Below are 17,060 nucleotides of genomic sequence, written 5' to 3'. Positions count from 1 at the left end.
CGGTCGGCACGATCAGCTAGCGTAATGTCATTCGCTAATGCGTTTAACGGGAATGCACCAATCCGATCGTCAAGCGTGTGCGCCCCACACCCCCTGTGCCGTCTTTGCCCAGGTGAACTCACTCGCGCGAGTGATCCCGGCCTCGACGGTGTGACGAGGATCCGCCAAAACGGCGCGCAGACCTTCCGTCAACGACGCCAGGTCGCCACGCCGCACGACGGTGCCGGCGCCGCCCGCGACCTCCACCAGAGCCGGGTCGTCGGAGTGGACGACGGGCACACGGGCGGCCATCGCCTCCAGCACCGGCAGCCCGAAACCCTCCGCCAGGCTGGGCGCGGCGAGCACGGAGGCACCGGCCAGCACCGAGGCGAGCCGCTCGTCGGACACCCTGCCGAGCAACGTCACGTGCGGCGCGCGCAGGTCGACGTCGCCCCAGCCCTGCGGCCCGACCACGACCAGCGGCACCCGAAGCCGTTCGGTCGCCCGCACCAGCAACCCGAAGCCCTTGCGCGGCTCCACGGTGCCGACGGCGAGCACGTACGACGAGGGCAGGTCATCGGCCGGTGAGCCGACCAGCCGCGTCACGCCGTTGGGCACCACGTGCACCGGCACTTCCACACGCACGCACTCCGCCAGTTGAGACGCCACGGCCTGCGTCGGCACCACCAGAGCGCGCGCCTCACGCGCAGCGCGCGCGATCACCTTGCGGTGCCAGGCGACCCCGCGCGGAGTCAGCGTCTCCGGGTGCGTCCACGGCACCACGTCGTGCACGGTGACGACGGCACCCGGCAGCGGCGCGAGCGGCGTCGGGGCGTGCACGTGCGGGCCGAGCTTCGGCGGCAGGCCGCGTTCCCACAACGCCACCAGCGCCCGGCGCGGCAGCCTGATCACGCGGTCGGCGCGGGCCGTCGCCGCGGTCGTCACGGTCCAGCCGGGAGGGGCGTTCTCCCCCAACGCCGCGAGCAACTCCGCCGTGTAGCGGCCGGTCCCGCCGGGGACCGGGGCGTTCAGTTGCTCGGTCAGCACTACTAGCTCGGGCACGTCGCGTACCGTCTCACGCCGTGTCGGCAGTCAGCACCGTGGTGGTCGTGACGTGGCGCGGCCGTGACCACATCACGGCGTGCCTGGACGCCCTCAAGGCCCAGAAGAGTCCTCATAGGACGATCATCGTCGACAACGCGTCCGACGACGGCACAGCCGAGCTGATCAGCGGACACGAGGTCGTGAGGCTGCCCCGCAACCGCGGTTACGCGGGCGGGCTCGCCGCCGTTCTCGGCATGGTCGACACCCCGTACGTCGCGTGGCTCAACGACGACGCGGCACCGGACCCGTCGTGGCTCACCGAACTGGAGAGCGCTCTGGACGGCGAGCCCGGCGCGGCCGCCGCCACCTCGTCGATCCTGCTCATGGACGGCTCGACGCAGTCCGTCGGCGTGGCGCTGACGGCGGACGGCCACGGCAGGGACGTCGTGCTCGCCGGCCGCGAGGTGTTCGGGTTCTGCGGTGGCGCGGCGCTGCTCAGGACGGCGGAACTCAAGGCCGTGGGCGGTGTCCCGGCGAGCTTCTTCTGCTACTACGAGGACACCGACACGGCCTGGCGGCTGCGGCTGGCCGGCCACCGGGTGATCTCGGTCGGACCGGCGCGGGTCCGGCACCGGCACGGCGCCAGCACGCGTCCCGGTTCGGCGCTCTTCCATCGCTGGAACGAACGCAACCGGCTGCTGATGCTGCTGCGGTGTGCGCCCGCCTCGGCGGCGTTCACCCAGCTCGCCCGGTTCCTGGTGATCACGGCGTTGCTGCCGTTGCGCGGGAACGTCCCGGACGCGGCCAACTTCCGGTTCGGACTGCGCACCCGCGTGCTGGCGGAGGTGCTGCTCCGACTGCCGGTGACGCTCGTCCAGCGCCTCGGAATCAGGACGAAGGTCTCACGCGCAAGCGTCTGGCGGGACTGGGCCGGCCGCTGATGTCCCGCGGCGATGGAACCTCCTGCCACCCACAGGCGTCCCCCGGGACGATGAACATCAGGAAGCAACCGTGAGGCGGCCAGTACCACTCATCGTGATCGGGCTCGTCGCCGTCGCCGCCGCGGTCCTGCTGGGTGCCGTCGTGCCCGAGCGGTACGAGCTCGCGGTGCTGGTGCCGTGCTGCCTGCTGTCGCTGGCGTTCGCGTGGGGCGTCGGCAAGCTCGGGCCGGCTTGGCTCATGCTGCCCGCGTTCATGGTCGTGATCCCCGGCACAGCGGTGCTCGTGGGCGACGGTCACCGTGCGTTGATGGACGTCCTCGCCACACCTCAGACGTGCGTGATCACCGGCGTCGAGGACGTCCCGGGGCCGGACAACCCGATCTTCGCGCACCTCGTGACCTGCCCGGACGGCGCCGAGCTGCGGATCGTCGTGCGGGGCGAGCAGGACAAGAGGATGCAGCCCGGTCCGGCCACCGTCCTGCGGTACCCGCTGATGCGGCCACTGCTCGCCGAACGCAACGACTGGTCCGCGGAGTGGGTCTTCGGGGTGCCTCTTGCTGTCGTCTTGCTCCTGATCTGTGCAACCACACTGCGGGCGCGCAGAGTGATGAGGCAGGCTTAGCGCGTGGATCGAGCCTCACTGCCCGTCGTGTCCGTCGTCGTCGTCAACTACCGCGGTGCGGACGACACCATCACCTGCGTGCGCGGACTGGCCGACGTCGACTACCCCGCAGAGCTGCTCCAGGTGATCGTCGTCGACAACGAGGCGCACGACACCGCACGGCTGCAGGCCGCGCTGCCCGGCGTCAAGATCGTCACCTCGCCGGAGAACCTCGGCTTCGCGGGCGGCTGCAACCTCGGCGTCGAGCACGCCACGGGCGGGGTGCTCGCGTTCCTCAACAACGACGCCCGCGCGGACCGGAACTGGATCAAGGCCGCGATCAGGGTGTTCCACACCGAACCGGCGGTCGCCTCGGTCGCGAGCAAGGTCCTCGACTGGGACGGCGAGAAGATCGACTTCGTCGACGGCGGGCTGACCTGGTTCGGCATGGGCTACAAGCGGCACGCCGGTCAGGACGACGACGGCAGCCACGACGGCCCCAAGGACGTGCTGTTCGGCACCGGCTCGGCGCTGTTCGTACGGGCAGAGGTCTACCGCGAGCTCGGCGGGTTCGACGACCGGTTCTTCATGTTCTACGAGGACGTCGACCTCGGCTGGCGGCTCAACCTGCGCGGCTGGCGGGTCCGCTACGAACCGGCGTCGCTCACGTTCCACCGCCACCACGCGTCGATGAGCTCGATCGACCACAGCCGCGAGCTGTACCTGCTGGAGCGCAACGCGCTCATGTCGCTGTACAAGAACTTCTCGGACGAGACGCTGACCAAGGTGCTGCCGGCCGCGCTCGCGCTGTGCGTGCGCCGGGCGACGGCGCGCGGTGAGATCGACCCCACGCAGCTGGAGATCACCCGCCGCCCGGCCGACCCCGCTGCCGACCGCGAGCCCGTCGGCATGTCGCGCCAGGCGCTCGCCGGGTTCCTCGCGATCGACCAGTTCGTCGAGTTGATGCCGTCGCTGGCCGAGTCGCGCAAGATCGAGCAGGCCGCCCGCCGGCTCTCGGACACCGACATCGTTCCGTTGATGCGCAAGGCGTTGGAGCCCGCCTATCCCCTGCCGCGCTACCTCGCCGCGCACGACATCCTGGTGGACGTCCTCGGTCTCGACGACGTGTTCGGCAAGCCGCGCAAGATCCTGGTGATCACCGGCGACGCCATCTCGGACCGGATGGCGGGTCCCGCGATCCGGGCCTGGCACATGGCCGACGTGCTGTCCGGCGAGCACCAGGTGCGGCTGGTCACGACGAACCCGCTGTGTGCTCCGCCCGACGCCCCGTTCGGCATCGAGCGCGCCCGGCCGAAGGAACTGCCGCCGCACGTCGCCTGGGCGGACGTGGTGGTGCTGCAGGGCCACGCGCTGGAGATGGTCACAGAGCTGAAGAAGCTGTCGTCGACCAAGATCGTGGTCTGCGACATGTACGACCCGATGCACCTGGAACTGCTGGAACAGGGCAAGGACCAGCCGGACGACAGGCGCGCCCTCGACCTGGCGGCCGTCACGAAGGTGCTGAACACACAGCTCGAACGCGGCGACTTCTTCCTGTGCGCGTCGGAACGGCAGCGGCACTTCTGGCTGGGTCACCTTGCCGCGCTGGGCAGGCTCACGCCGACGTTGTACGACAACGACCCGACGACGCAGTCGCTGCTCGGGATCGTCCCCTTCGGACTGTCGGGCAAGCCGCCGCAGCGCACCGGCCCGGCGATCAAGGGCGTCGTGCCGGGCGTCACGGACGCGGACAAGGTCGTGATCTGGGCCGGTGGCGTCTACAGCTGGTTCGACCCGCTGTCGCTGATCGAGGCGATGGACCACCTGCGCAGGCGGCAGCCGTCCGCGAAGCTGTACTTCCTGGGCATGAAGCACCCGAACCCCGAGGTCCCGGACATGGACATCGCCGGCCAGACGCGGGCGTTGTCCGCCCGGCTGGGGCTGACCGGCGAGACCGTGTTCTTCAACGACGGGTGGGTGCCCTACACCGAGCGGCAGAACTGGCTGCTCGACGCGAACTGCGGTGTCACCACGCACTACGAACACGTGGAGACCACGTTCGCGTTCCGCACGCGGGTGCTCGACTACCTGTGGGCGGGACTGCCGATCGTCACCACGTCCGGCGACTCGTTCGCGGACCTGGTGCTGCGGGAGGGTTTGGGCGTCGTCGTGCCACCGGAGGACCCGGAGGCACTGGCCGACGCACTGGAGAAGGTGCTCTACGACGAGGAGTTCGCGGCCGCGTGCCGTGAGCGCATCGCCGTCGTACGCGAACGGTTCACCTGGGAGACGGCACTCGCGCCACTGGCCGAGTTCTGCCGCAACCCCAGGCCCGCCGCGGACCGTCTGCCCGGCTCGGCTCCCATGGTGCGCACACCGGAGCTGAGCACGGGGGACAAGGTGAAGCGGGACCTGCTGCTGGTGCGCGAGTACCTGGACGCGGGTGGCCCGACCGAGTTGGCCAAGCGGGCGACGGGGCGTCTGCGGAAAATCGCGCGTGGTGGCAGGTAAATGGCGAGATCCCGCAAATCCCGAGAAGACAGGCCCCTCAGGGTGCTGCTCGACGGCACCCCCCTGCTCGGCAACCGCACCGGAATCGGCCGCTACACAGCGGCATTGGCCGAAGAACTGGCGTCGATGGCGGACTACGTCGACGTGCGAGCGGTGGCGTTCACCCTGCGCGGCTGGCGCGCGTTGCGGACGGTGCTGCCGCACGACGTGACGGCGCGCGGCCTGCCCGTCTCGGCACGGGCGTTGCGCCAGATGTGGCTGCGCGCCCCGTTCCCGCCGGTCGAGATGCTGGCCGGGTTCACCGATGTCATGCACGCCACGAACTTCGTGCTGCCGCCGACGATCCGGGCCGGCAAGGTCGTCACGATCCACGACCTCGCGTTCCTGGACGCGCCCGGTGACCTCCCGCCGTCGGACCGCCGGTTGCCTGAGCTGGTCCGGCTTTCGGCTCAGCGGGCGGACGTGATCTGCACGCCGACGGCGGCAGTCGCCTCCGTTGTGGCGGACCGGTTCTCGGTGCCGCTGGAGAAGATCATGGTGACGCCGCTGGGCGTCGACACCGCCTGGTTCGCCTCGCGGCCGCCGACGCCGACGTTGCGCGGCCGGCTGGGGCTGGGTTCGGAGTACCTGCTGTTCGTGGGTGCGGACGGGCCGCGCAAGGGCCTCGAATACCTGATCAAGGCGCACGCGTCCGATCCGTCGCTGCCGCCGCTCGTCATCGTCGGACCGGGCCGGGCCGGCGTGGACGGCCGGGTGCTGCGGACCGGCTACCTGCCGGACGTGCACCTGCGGTCGGTCGTGGCGGGCGCCACGGCTCTGGTGCTGCCGTCGCGGGACGAGGGTTTCGGGCTGCCGGTGCTGGAAGCGTTGGCCTGCAACGTTCCTGTGGTGTGCTCGGACGTGCCCGCGTTGCGCGAGGTCGCCGGTGGGCACGCGCTGCACGTGCCGGTCGGGGACATCGAGGGCCTGGCCGACGGCCTGGCTCAGGCCGTCGCGGCGCCGACCACCCCCGAGGCGCAGTCCGAACGGCGTGCGTACGCGTCCGGGTTCACCTGGCGGCGGTGCGCGGAGAAGACGGTCGAGGCGTACCGGCTCAGCCGGGCCTGACGTGCGCGCTGGAGGGCGTCAGGAAACCCTGACGCCCCAACGACTTCACCGAGAGTGCGGCCTCGGTGAACGCTTGTCGAGCTGGCCCATCGACACCTGCCGCGAACCCGTGACAACGGCAACGCACTTCAGGAAGCGCTGCCGATCGGAATCCTCTGTCGCGGGACGCTGAGGTTTGCGCCCGGAATCGAACATGCCGAAAAGGGTCCCGCATTTGGAACTACCGTGCCAGACCGGTCACTCCAATGGCGCAGCACCGGTACGGGGAGCTACCACCCCTGCCCGGAATGCCTCCGAAAGGGCGCTGCGCCAGTGCGGCAAAGGGCTTAGTCCCGCCGCTGCCCACGCAGCGCCCGACAGCACCGAGTAGGCGGGTCGCGGTGCGGGGCGCGGGAAGTCTGCCGTGGTGCAGGGCTGAACGCGCGAGGGCTCGGCGCCGAGCTCCTCGAAAATCGCCTGTGCGAAACGGAACCATGTCGTCTCACCGCCGCCGGTCGCGTGCAGCAACCGCTCGGAGGGCAGCACCGACGCCAGCTCCAGAAGTCCGGCGGCCAGGTCGTGCGACCACGTCGGCGAGCCGACCTGGTCGTCCACAACGGACAGAGTCGGTCGCGAGGATTCCAGCGCTGCCATGGTCTTCACGAAGTTCGAGCCGTTCACGCCGTACACCCACGAGGTGCGCACGACGTAACCGCCCGCATCCAGCACGCGGCGTTCGCCTTCGAGCTTCGTGCGGCCGTACGCGGACTTCGGGCCGACCGGGTCCGTCGTCTCGTACGGCCGCTCTCCGTCACCGGAGAACACGTAGTCCGTCGAGACCTGGATCATCGGGATGCCAAGGGAAGCACACGCCTGCGCCAGCAGGCCGGGGCCGACGGCGTTGACCGCGAACGCGCGTTCCTCGTCGGTCTCGGCGGCGTCGACGGCGGTGTACGCGGCACAGTTGATCACCGCGGAGGCGCCGGCCAGGTCGGCGGCCGTCACCGTCGTCACGTCCAGTTCGGCAGAGGACACCGCGCGGACGTCACTGGACAGAGCAGCGAGGTCGTGGCCGAGCTGGCCACGACCGCCGGGAACGAGGATCACCGGGTCAGCCCTTCACCAGCGCGGCGCGCTCCTTGAGCGGCTCCCACCAGGCGCGGTTCTCGCGGTACCACTCGACCGTGTCGGCGAGACCGACGGTGAAGTCGACCCGCGGTGCGTAGCCCAGTTCGGAGGCGATCTTGGAGATGTCGACCGAGTAGCGGCGGTCGTGGCCCTTGCGGTCCTGCACGGGCTCGACGGCCGACCAGTCGCGGCCCGTCGCCTCCAGCAGCTTCTCGGTCAGCTCGCGGTTGGTGAGCTCGGTGCCGCCGCCGATGTTGTAGATCTCACCCGGCCGGCCGGCCTCGGCGACGAGCTGGATGCCGCGGCAGTGGTCGGCCACGTGCAGCCAGTCACGGACGTTCAGGCCGTCGCCGTAGAGAGGCACGTTCCTGCCGTCGATCAGATTGGTGACGAAGAGCGGGATCACCTTTTCGGGGAACTGGTACGGCCCGTAATTGTTCGAACACCGTGTGATGCTCACGGGCAGTCCGTGAGTGCGGTGGAACGCACGGGCGAGCAGATCGGAAGAGGCCTTGGAGGCCGAGTACGGGGAGTTCGGTTCGAGGATGTGCGTCTCGGTCCAGGAGCCGTCCTCGATCGAGCCGTAGACCTCGTCCGTCGAGACGTGCACGAACTTGCCCACGCCCGCGTTCAGGGCCCCCTGCAGCAGCGTCTGCGTGCCCAGGACGTTCGTGAGGACGAAGTCCGCCGATCCCGTGATGGACCGGTCCACGTGCGACTCAGCCGCGAAGTGCACGACCACGTCGATGCCGCGCATCTGCTCGGCGACCACGGCGGCGTCGCAGATGTCGCCCTGGACGAACTCGAACTTGCCCGCGACCGGCGCGAGGTTGGTCTCGCTGCCCGCGTAGGTGAGCTTGTCGAGCACCACGACTTCGGCACCGGCGAACGCCGGGTAGGACCCGCTCACCAACTCCCGCACGTAGTGCGAGCCGATGAAACCGGCCCCACCTGTCACCAGTACGCGCATGCCATTTCCTCCCGTGGTGTACCCCTACAGCAGTCTGTCACCTACCTGATCGTTGCAACCCACAGCAACGTCACGTCGTGTGACTTATAAACGACTAAACTCAGTGTGGTGGGGGAGGAAACGGCTGTGGAAGGCAGGAGTCTGCCGGTCAGTGTGGTCGGAAACCGGCCATCGGCGGCCCTTCGCGCTTTCCTGGTGACAGGGAAGATCTTCGTGGCCCTCGTCTCGACAGCTGTGCTTCTCGTCACGTCGTACGGCTGGAACAAGCTGCGCACGGCGAACGAGGGGATCGTGAAGACCGAGGTCATCTCGGACGAGCTCAGCAAGCAGGGGCCCAGGCCGCTCGACGGCGCGGTCGACATCCTGCTGGTCGGCATGGACAGCCGCACGGACGCGCAGGGCAACCCGCTGTCGGACGAAGTGCTGGCCCTGCTCAACGGCGGCATCCCCGACGGCGAGCAGAACACGGACACGATGATCCTCGTGCACATCCCGGTCGACGGGACGCGCGCGGTCGCGATCTCGTTCCCGCGCGACGCCTACGTCGAGATGGCGGACGGGTTCGGCAAGCACAAGCTCAACTCGGCGTTCGCCCGCCAGCGCAACACGGTCGACCAGGAGCTGCGTTCACAGGGCGTGACGGACGAGGCACGCATCCGCACCGAGTCGATGGCCGCCGGCCGCAAGACGCTGATCAAGACGATCGAGGGCATGTCCGGCGGCGCGGTGCGCATCGACCGGTACGCCGAGGTCAACCTCGCCAGCTTCTACGAGGTCACCAAGGCCATCGGCGGCGTCGAGGTGTGCCTGAACGAGCCCACCTCCGACCGCGACTCCGGCGCGAACTTCCAGGCGGGTCAGCAGACGATCGAGGGTGCGGCCGCGCTGTCGTTCGTGCGGCAGCGCCAGAACCTTCCCGGCGGCGACCTCGACCGGATCGTGCGCCAGCAGGTGTTCATCGGGGCCCTCGCGAAGAAGGTCCTGTCGACCGGCACGCTGACCGACACGAGCAAGCTCAACGGGCTCGTCGAGGCCGTGCAGAAGTCCGTGATCCTCAGCTCCGGCTGGGACATCACCACGTTCGCCGAGCAGATGCAGGGCCTCGTGGGCGGCAACTTCGAGTTCAAGACCATTCCGGTGGGCGACCCGACGGACACGTACAGCGACGGCAACGTGCTGCCGGTGAACCCGGCGGAGGTCCGCAAGTTCCTCACCGGCCTCGCCTCGGACAAGAGCACGTCGAGCACCCCGCCGACGACGAGCACGAGCCTGCCCGCGCCGCCGAACTCCGCGATCACCGTGGCCGTCTACAACGCGGCGGGTGTGCAGGGTCTCGCGTCGCAGGTGATGAACACGTTGACGGCCAAGGGTTTCCAGCGCGGCCCGGTGGCGTCGGCCGTGCAGAACAGCGACACCACGGTCGTGCGGTACGCGGCCGGCGAGGAAGGCTCCGCGCGTAAGGTCGCCGCGGAACTCGGCCCCGGCGTGGGCGTCGAGGAGGACCCGTCCGTCCGAAAGGGACAGATTCAGGTCTTCGTCGGCGGCGACTATCAGGCGCAGGACGATTCCGACATCGATCCGCAGGGCGTTCCCGGCACGTCGACGGCCCCGAGCTCCAGCAGCACCCCGCCGATCACGGCGGGCGGACTGGTCTGTGTGAACTGAAACCCCCGGCGTAACGCTCTTCCGATAGTTACGCTGAGCACGCAAGTCCAGTCCACGGAGGGTCAGACGTTGAGCACTGCCGCACGCGCGAAGAAAACCGCACGGGTCACAGGCCGTACGGTGGTCGCGCTACTGGCCGTGACGACGTTGGTGTTCTCCGGCTACTTCTGGACCGCGCTGCGGCTGGTGAAGCAGAACACCAACACCACGCAGATCCTCCAGGTGCTGGAAGACATCCCGAACTCGCCGCCGGTCGAGGACGGAGCGATCGACATCCTGCTGGTGGGCAGCGACAGCCGGACGGACGCGCAGGGCCGGCCGCTTCCCGAGGACGTGCTGCGCAAGCTGCGCACCGAGGGCACGGACACGGTGAACACCGACACGATCATCGTGATGCGCGTGCCCCGCAACGGCGGCAAGGCCAGCGCGATCTCGATTCCGCGCGACACGTACGTCCCGATCGCCGGCTACCGCGAGGACAAGATCAATTCCGCGTACGGCGCGGTCAAGTACCTGACCGCCGAACGGCTGCAGGCCGAGGGCGTGAGCGATCAGCAGGAACGCGAACGCCAGTCGGACGAGGCCGGGCGCAAGGCGCTGGTGCAGACGGTGCAGGACCTGACGGGAATGCGCGTCGACCACTACGCGGAGATCAACCTCTACGGTTTCTACCTGCTGACCGAGGTGATCGGCGGCGTGCAGGTGTGCCTGAAGGCGGGCACGTCGGACCCGAACTCCGGCGCGAACTTCCGCGCGGGCCCGCAGACGATCTCGGGCGGCGACGCGCTGTCGTTCGTGCGGCAGCGGAACATGCCCGGTGGTGACCTGGGTCGCATCGCGCGGCAGCAGGTGTTCATGTCGCAGGCGATGAAGCAGTTGCTGTCGGCAGGCACGTTCACCGATCCGGGCAAGATGAGCGGACTGCTCGACGCGGTCTCGAAGTCCGTCGTCGTGGACCAGAAGCTCGACCTCGCGACGCTGGCGACGCAGGCGCAGGGCCTCGCGACGGGCAACGTGGAGTTCGCCACGATCCCGGTGACGAGCATCGACGGCCGCAACGAGCGCGGACAGAGCATCGTGACGGTCGACCGCGAGGCGGTGAAGGCGTGGGTGGCTCAGCTGATCGGCGAGACCCCGAAGCCCGCTCCCTCGTCGACGACCCCGGGTATCCCGTCGCGGTTCGGTCCTGAAAAGCTGCTCTCGCTGGACGGCGCGCACGCTGTCGCAGCCGCCCGACAGGATGTGCCCTGCGTCGACTAGGAGTGCCGCGTGAGCGTGACCGAGATCCTCTTCACGCCCTTGCTGAAGGCCGATCCGGGTCGTCCGCTGATCACGCACTACGACGACGCGGCGGGCACGCGGATCGAACTCTCGCGGGCGACGGTGAAGAACTGGGCCGCGAAGACGGCGAACTGGCTGCGCGACGAGCACGACGTCGAGCCCGGTGACCCGGTGGCGGTGCTGCTGCCCGCACACTGGCAGACCGTGGGCCTGCTGCTCGGCGCCTGGTGGTGCGGCGCCCGCGTGGTCGGTGCGGGCTTCTCCGATGCGAAGGTGGCCGTGGTGCCGCCCGGCGGCACGGCGGACGCGGACGTCGTGGCCGTGGCCTCGTTGCACCCCATGGGATTGGGCTCCGGCGCGCCGGTCGACTACGCCGACGACGTACGCGTGCACGGCGACGACTTCATGCCGTGGGCACCGGTCGCGGGCTCGACGCCGGCACTCGACGAGTCCACTGTGGATGAAGTCGTCGCTCAGGCACGCGAACTGGGCACCGCGCTCGGCTCCGAACCGCGCGTGCTGTCCACTCTGGAGTGGGACTCGCCTTCCGCTGTGCTGGAAGGCTTTCTGGCCGCGCTCGCGGCCGGTGGCTCACTCGTGCAGGTGAGCAATCCCGACGCGAGCCTGCTGGCCGCGCGCCGGGAGAGCGAGAAGGTCACGCGGCAGCTGGGTTGAGCACCTTGTTGTTCTTGAACAGCACGCGGTCCAGCGCGTAGGCGCCACCGTTGAAGCCGAGCGCGAGAGCGGCGGCGCCGAGCACGATCACCAGTTCCGCACCACCCTCTCCGAGCAGGCCGTTCGGCAGGTGGACGAGGAGCCACGCGCCGAGCATGTCGGCGGCGAGCAGGATGCCGGCGATCGGCAACGCCACCCCGGCGATCAGCGCGAGGCCACCGGCGAGTTCGACGGACGCGGCGAACCACGCGGACAACGACGGCAGTGGCACGCCCATCTTGTCGAACGACCCGGCGGTGCCGGCCATGCCGAACTCGGTGAACTTCTGCCAGCCGTGCGCGACGAACACGATGCCGACGGCGATGCGCCCGATGAGTGCGGCGACGTCCTTGACCATGATGTTTGCTCCCCGATCCGGTCGTTCGGCTGTAGGTCGTTCAGCCTCGAACCCAAACTAGTACAGCTTTGAACAACCTCATGATTTCGACAGGAAGCCAACAGCGAGTCGTTAGGTTCGCAGGTCGGCGCGGCGGCGCAGTTGAACAGGCCAGGTGTGCTGCGTGTTAAACAACGCGTGCCACATCGTGGTTCCTGGGGGGATTCAATGAGGCGTCGACCGCGCGTGCCCGCGCGTCCGCGGGCGGCAGCCATTCCCTCAGCGTGCCCGTGATCCGCACCTGTCTGGGGGAAGTGACGAGTGAGAGACGCAAGAGAGTTCAGCGCTGCCTGGTGGCGACGCAGAGCGAGCACGGCCGTGATCGTCGCGGTCCTGCTTGCACTGGCCGGGGGCGTCGCACCCGCCGTCGCCGCGCCTGCGCCCGTGCTCACGCAACAGAGCCAGGACCCGCCGCCGGCTGATCCGGTGGACGAGGAGCACGAGTTCTACAAGCAACTCGTGCAGGACATCGCCGAGCACGCCGAGGACGTCGAGGTCCGCGAGGCCGCCGCGGCGGCGCTTGCCGTCGGTACCAAGGAGAAACTGCTCTGGTTCCTCGACCACGGCGAAGCCGAGGCGAGGGCCAAGGCCGACGAGCGCAAGCGCGTCGAGGCCGCGCAGAACCGCGCCAAGGTCGTGGAGTGGGCACGCACCGGCGGTCCGAACGTCAAGGCGGGCGCGGAGGCGGCGCTGAACGCCGGCGACCGCGCGATCAGGGACTTCGTGGCGTACGGCTACGAGATCGCGTTGACGCGGGACAAGCAGCAGGCCGAGGACGACAAGGCCGAGCGGGACCGCATCATCGCCCGCGTCCGGATGATGGTCGAGATGGGCGGCCCGCAGGTCAAGATCGAGGGCACGCCGCTGCTCCTGCGCGGTGACTACGCCCTGATCCGCGAGTTCTACCTCACCGGATACCACGTCGCGAACCAGCGCGACCACGACTTCCAGGCCGTCATCGAGCAGGCGCTGATCGACCGCAACAAGGCGATCACCGACCTGGAGGCGCACGCACGGCGTGCCGAGAAGGCGGCGAACGCGCGGGCGGAAATCCTGCGCGCCAACATCGACGCGGTCAAGAACCTCGACGACGTGACGCTGGCGCTGAATATGGCCGCCAGGGCCGCGCACAAGGCCGACGAGATCCACCGCGACGACAAGCCCGGCCGGGCGCACGGTCAGCGGGGCCGTGCGGCGGAGATCGACGCGTTGCGCGCCGAGGCGACGGAGTGGTCGAACAGGGCGGCACGGACCGCACTGAACTCCGCGGGAACGACTGCCCGTGCGCAGAACGCGGGCGTGCAACTGGTCGAGACCGGCATGACCAACGGCGCGGACTGGGCCAAGGTCACCATCGCCATCGGTGCCGCCGTGGAGGCCGCGGCCAGGGCCGCCGAGACCTCGCAGCACGCCGCCGAGGCCACGCTGGCCGACAGCCGTGCGCTGGACGCGAACGCCGGTGCGCAGGAGCACGCCGAGAACGCGAAGAAGTACCGGCAGGAAGCCGAACGCGGAGCCGAACAGGCCGCCGCTCTCGCCACGGCCGCCCGCGTGCAGCTCGGCATCGCGACCGCCGCGCGGGACAAGGCCGCGGAGCAGAAGCGGGTGGCGGAGGCCGCTTCCGCCAAGGCACGCCAGCACGCCGTCAACGCACGCAACCAGCGCCTCGCCGCGCAGTCCGCGTCGGCGAACGCGGTCAGCAGGTCGCAGGCCGCCGTCGGCGCGCGCAACGACGCCGTCAAGGCGGGCGTGCGCGAGCAGGAGACGATCGAGGCCGTCCAGCGCACCGGCCGTGAGCTCAAGACGGCGACCTCGGTCTGCCAGGGCCAGATGACCTTCGCCGAGCAGGCCGAGGCGGGCCTCAAGAAGGCACGCGAAGAGGCCATCGCGGCGGGCAAGGACGCCGACGAGGCGACGAAGGACATCGCGGAGGCGGCGGGCAGGGCCCGTGCCGAGGCAAACGCCTCCGCCGCGTGGGCGAGCCGTGCCCAGTCGGCCGCCGCGGCTGCGGCCGCCGAGGCGCAGAAGGCGGCGAAGGCGGCCCAGGACGCCCGCGCGGCCGCCAACCGTGCCGAGCAGGAGGCCGTGACCGCCCGCCGTGCCGCGGACGACGCGAACCGTTTGGCCATGGAGGCGGCCAACGTCGCCATCGCCACGATGGCCGCCGCCGAGCAGACGCAGTACGAGGCGGAAGCCGCCATCTCCGAGGCCAACTCGGCGGTCTGGCAGTCCGCGATCGCCGACCGGGCGGCAGCGGCGGCGGCCGCGTCCGCCTCGTTGATCATCGATCCGGCCCGGATGACCGACCTCGTCGCGAGGCCGTACGCGGGGATCAACGCCGACGCCCGCAAGGCGCTGGCGCTGGCCGCCAAGGCACTGCTGATCGGCGAGGAGCAGTCCCGCGCCGCGCAGGAGAAGGCCGCCGAGGCACAGAAGGCGGCACAGGACGCCACTCTCGCGGCGGACCGCGCGATCGCCGAGGTCAAGCCCGCCTACGAAGCCGCTGCCCGTGCCGCCAAGTCGGCGCAGCAGGCCGCCGAGGACGCGGTCGCCGCCACCACCGCGGCGAACGCGGCCACGCAGTTCGCGGCGGGCGCACACGCCGCCGCGAACACCGCGTCACAGCACGCGTCGTCAGCGCGCGCGGACGCCGTCGGTGCGGCGAGCGCGGCGGCCGTCGCGACGAGTGCCGCGCAGACGGCGGGTCAGGCCGCGGCCGCCGCCGAGCAGATCCACCGGTGGGCGATCAACGCCACGGCGTCGATCCACAAGTTCAGCGACGAGGTCGGCGCGGCGCTCGACCAGTTCAACGACTTCAAGAAGCGCGCGGAGGAAGCGCAGAAGAAGGCCGCGGAGGACGCCCAGCGCAAGCAGAACGAGCTCAACGCGCAGTTCACCGACGGCCTCGGGAAGCTGCTGCAGTGCGGGATCTCGCCGCTCGCGCCGGGCTGCGTCGAGATGCAGGTGCGGTACGCCGAGCTCTGGCTCGACGGCATCAACGGCACCGGCAACTACATCGCGAAGGGCATCAACTGCCAGGGCGGCGACCAGCAGGCGTGCCGTGACTTCGAGGACGCCACCCGGAAGATCGGGGAGTTCGCGAAGAACGCCGTCGACGGCTTCGTCGAGGGCGCGAAGAACACCTGGCAGGGCATCGTCACGCTCGGCAACTGCCTGAACATCGGCGGTCAGGCGATGGTCGCGTCCTGCGCGCAGATCGTCGCGGGCCTCAAGGACGTCGCCCAGAACCCGTACAAGCTGGTGCACCTCGACGTCTGGCACGACAACCCCGGCAAGGCGTTCGGCCTGTCGATGTTCGACGTGCTGGCGACCGTCGTCACCAGTCCGCTGGGCGGCAACGCGTTGTCCGGCGCGCTCAACGCCGTCCGGAACACGATCAGGCGGGCGACCGCCATCATCGCCAAGGACGTCGGCGAGTTCGGCACGTTCCTGATCAAGGTCTCGGACAACGTCCCGAACCGGCTGCCCGGCGACTTCGCCCAGATCAACCGGTTGCAGGTCGCGGTCAACAACGGCGTGGCCAAGCTGACCGGCGGGTTCGTGCACCTCGACGGCAGGCTCTACAAGCTTCGCGACGTCGAGTTGGCCGCCGAGGGTGATCTGTCCAAGTTGGACGGTTCGGTCGCGCGCATCGAGAAGGACCCGAAAGCGACCGAGCTGCAGATCACCATCGAGAACGGCCTCGCCAAGATCGAGGGCGCGAAGTTCAAGTTCGAGAAGATCGAGAAGATCGAGCCGCCGGACACGGCGAAGAACGTGGAGGGCGTCGAGGACAAGGTCACCGGCGTCTGGACCGCGGAGGAGTTCGGCCAGCCGCTCAGGCTGGAAGCAGGCCCCAACACGGCCGTGAACGACTTCCGCAAGATCGCGGTGAAGCTCGAGGCGGACCTCACCCCCAAGATGAGGACGCTCGCCGGCAAGGTGGACACCGGCCGGCTGTACGGCGAGAACCAGGCCCTCAAGTCGGTCGACTCGCTCAAGCGCAAGGTCGCCGGCAAGTACGCCGAGAAGCCTGACATGTCGAAGATCCTCCCCTACATCAACGACAGCGTCCGGTACACCATCGTGCTGGACGACGCCGCCTACGTCGCGGGCGTCGAGTCGGCCATCAGGCAGATGGAGGTGGACTTCGACAAGGTCGAGGTGAAGAACGCCTGGTTGAAGAGCGCCAACGTCCACGAGTACAAAGGCGTCAACACGACCTGGCGCGATCGTGAGACCGGTCACCTCTTCGAGATGCAGTTCCACACGGAGAGCAGCCTGCTCGCGAAAACGATCGAGCACCCGTGGTACCAACTGACCCGCATCCCCGGTCTCACCCGGCTGGAGGTGGACTTCGCGAAGGCGCAGTCGGCGCTGCTCTTCGCCGACGTGAAGGTCTCGCCGGGGTTCCTGAGCATCCCCGACTTCGAGTGGGTCGGAAAACCGAAGTAGGTGAGCAACAGCGATGGCCAGGAAGTACAGGTACTACGCGTTGATCGGCATCCCGGACACGCTCGACGACCCGTTCGCCGTGGTGCGCGTGGGTGGTGAGTTCGCGGAGAGCTTCAAGATCGACCTCAAGTGGTCCCGCACCGATCTGATGGACCGCATCAGGACAGGCCGGGACGACTACGAGGTCGTGGAGATCAGCGAGGAGGACGCCACGCGTTTCGAGGCGACCCAGGCCCGCCGGACCGCGGAAGCACGCGAGCGCGACGGCTGGTGATCCACCCGTGAACC

Annotated in this window: 13 protein-coding genes; 9 read left to right on the top strand and 4 right to left on the bottom strand. The window is 69.4% G+C overall.

Features of this window, described 5'->3' with window-relative positions:
* Positions 1 to 69: 69 nt before the first annotated feature.
* Positions 70 to 1,041 (bottom strand): glycosyltransferase family 4 protein, encoded by a 972-nt coding sequence (locus IG04_RS0111210; protein ID WP_030476526.1) that lies wholly within the window; start codon positions 1,039 to 1,041, stop codon positions 70 to 72.
* A gap of 20 nt (positions 1,042 to 1,061) precedes the next feature.
* Between IG04_RS0111210 and IG04_RS0111205 the strand changes: the two genes are divergently transcribed.
* The 4 genes from IG04_RS0111205 (at position 1,062) to IG04_RS0111190 (ending at position 6,183) form a co-directional block, all read left to right on the top strand.
* Positions 1,062 to 1,964 (top strand): glycosyltransferase family 2 protein, encoded by a 903-nt coding sequence (locus tag IG04_RS0111205; protein WP_245815923.1) that lies wholly within the window; start codon positions 1,062 to 1,064, stop codon positions 1,962 to 1,964.
* A gap of 70 nt (positions 1,965 to 2,034) precedes the next feature.
* The gene (locus IG04_RS0111200; RefSeq protein WP_144065204.1) at positions 2,035 to 2,586 is read left to right on the top strand and encodes a hypothetical protein; all 552 of its coding nucleotides are present in this window, start codon (positions 2,035 to 2,037) and stop codon (positions 2,584 to 2,586) included.
* A gap of 3 nt (positions 2,587 to 2,589) precedes the next feature.
* On the top strand, positions 2,590 to 5,076 hold the full coding sequence (locus IG04_RS0111195) for a glycosyltransferase (RefSeq protein WP_030476523.1): 2,487 nt from the start codon (positions 2,590 to 2,592) through the stop codon (positions 5,074 to 5,076).
* The gene (locus IG04_RS0111190; protein WP_030476522.1) at positions 5,077 to 6,183 is read left to right on the top strand and encodes a glycosyltransferase family 4 protein; all 1,107 of its coding nucleotides are present in this window, start codon (positions 5,077 to 5,079) and stop codon (positions 6,181 to 6,183) included.
* 237 nt (positions 6,184 to 6,420) lie between these two features.
* Here the strand turns inward: IG04_RS0111190 and rfbD are convergent, their stop codons facing one another.
* Both rfbD and rfbB read right to left on the bottom strand, forming a co-directional pair.
* Positions 6,421 to 7,269 carry a dTDP-4-dehydrorhamnose reductase gene (rfbD, locus tag IG04_RS0111185; protein ID WP_030476521.1) on the bottom strand — a complete coding sequence of 283 codons (849 nt, stop codon included), beginning with the start codon at positions 7,267 to 7,269 and terminating at the stop codon, positions 6,421 to 6,423.
* Positions 7,270 to 7,273: 4 nt separating this feature from the next.
* A complete protein-coding gene (gene rfbB, locus IG04_RS0111180; RefSeq protein WP_030476520.1) occupies positions 7,274 to 8,260 on the bottom strand; it encodes a dTDP-glucose 4,6-dehydratase in 987 nt (328 codons plus the stop codon).
* A 195-nt stretch (positions 8,261 to 8,455) separates the two neighbouring features.
* On the opposite strand from rfbB, the gene IG04_RS0111175 reads away from it, so the two are divergent.
* The 3 genes from IG04_RS0111175 (at position 8,456) to IG04_RS0111165 (ending at position 11,881) form a co-directional block, all read left to right on the top strand.
* Positions 8,456 to 9,925 carry an LCP family protein gene (locus IG04_RS0111175; protein WP_245815921.1) on the top strand — a complete coding sequence of 490 codons (1,470 nt, stop codon included), beginning with the start codon at positions 8,456 to 8,458 and terminating at the stop codon, positions 9,923 to 9,925.
* A 69-nt stretch (positions 9,926 to 9,994) separates the two neighbouring features.
* Positions 9,995 to 11,185, top strand: coding sequence for an LCP family protein (locus tag IG04_RS0111170; protein ID WP_036014370.1), 1,191 nt, complete (start codon positions 9,995 to 9,997; stop codon positions 11,183 to 11,185).
* Positions 11,186 to 11,194: 9 nt separating this feature from the next.
* A complete protein-coding gene (locus tag IG04_RS0111165; RefSeq protein ID WP_030476517.1) occupies positions 11,195 to 11,881 on the top strand; it encodes a TIGR03089 family protein in 687 nt (228 codons plus the stop codon).
* Here IG04_RS0111165 and IG04_RS0111160 read toward each other — a convergent pair.
* Positions 11,862 to 12,278 carry a DoxX family protein gene (locus IG04_RS0111160; RefSeq protein ID WP_036014367.1) on the bottom strand — a complete coding sequence of 139 codons (417 nt, stop codon included), beginning with the start codon at positions 12,276 to 12,278 and terminating at the stop codon, positions 11,862 to 11,864. The two genes, IG04_RS0111165 and IG04_RS0111160, sit on opposite strands and share 20 nt — an antisense overlap.
* 300 nt (positions 12,279 to 12,578) lie before the next feature.
* Here IG04_RS0111160 and IG04_RS42500 point away from each other — a divergent pair, with 300 nt between their 5' ends.
* Positions 12,579 to 16,772 (top strand): ALF repeat-containing protein, encoded by a 4,194-nt coding sequence (locus IG04_RS42500; protein ID WP_084400911.1) that lies wholly within the window; start codon positions 12,579 to 12,581, stop codon positions 16,770 to 16,772.
* A gap of 13 nt (positions 16,773 to 16,785) precedes the next feature.
* Positions 16,786 to 17,046 carry a hypothetical protein gene (locus tag IG04_RS0111150; RefSeq protein ID WP_030476515.1) on the top strand — a complete coding sequence of 87 codons (261 nt, stop codon included), beginning with the start codon at positions 16,786 to 16,788 and terminating at the stop codon, positions 17,044 to 17,046.
* Positions 17,047 to 17,060 lie beyond the last annotated feature (14 nt).

Source organism: Lentzea albidocapillata (assembly GCF_000719115.1).
Lineage (GTDB): Bacteria > Actinomycetota > Actinomycetes > Mycobacteriales > Pseudonocardiaceae > Lentzea > Lentzea albidocapillata.
Note: the sequence above shows the minus strand (reverse complement) of the source record. Positions and strands in the feature narration are given on the sequence as shown.

What these genes read in the sequence shown, in the direction of transcription:
- IG04_RS0111190 (WP_030476522.1), top strand. Translation starts at nt 5,077, where the DNA reads ATGGCGAGATCCCGCAAATCCCGAGAAGACAGGCCCCTCAGGGTGCTG.
- rfbB (WP_030476520.1), bottom strand. Translation starts at nt 8,260, where the DNA reads ATGCGCGTACTGGTGACAGGTGGGGCCGGTTTCATCGGCTCGCACTAC.
- IG04_RS0111160 (WP_036014367.1), bottom strand. Translation starts at nt 12,278, where the DNA reads ATGGTCAAGGACGTCGCCGCACTCATCGGGCGCATCGCCGTCGGCATC.
- IG04_RS0111150 (WP_030476515.1), top strand. Translation starts at nt 16,786, where the DNA reads ATGGCCAGGAAGTACAGGTACTACGCGTTGATCGGCATCCCGGACACG.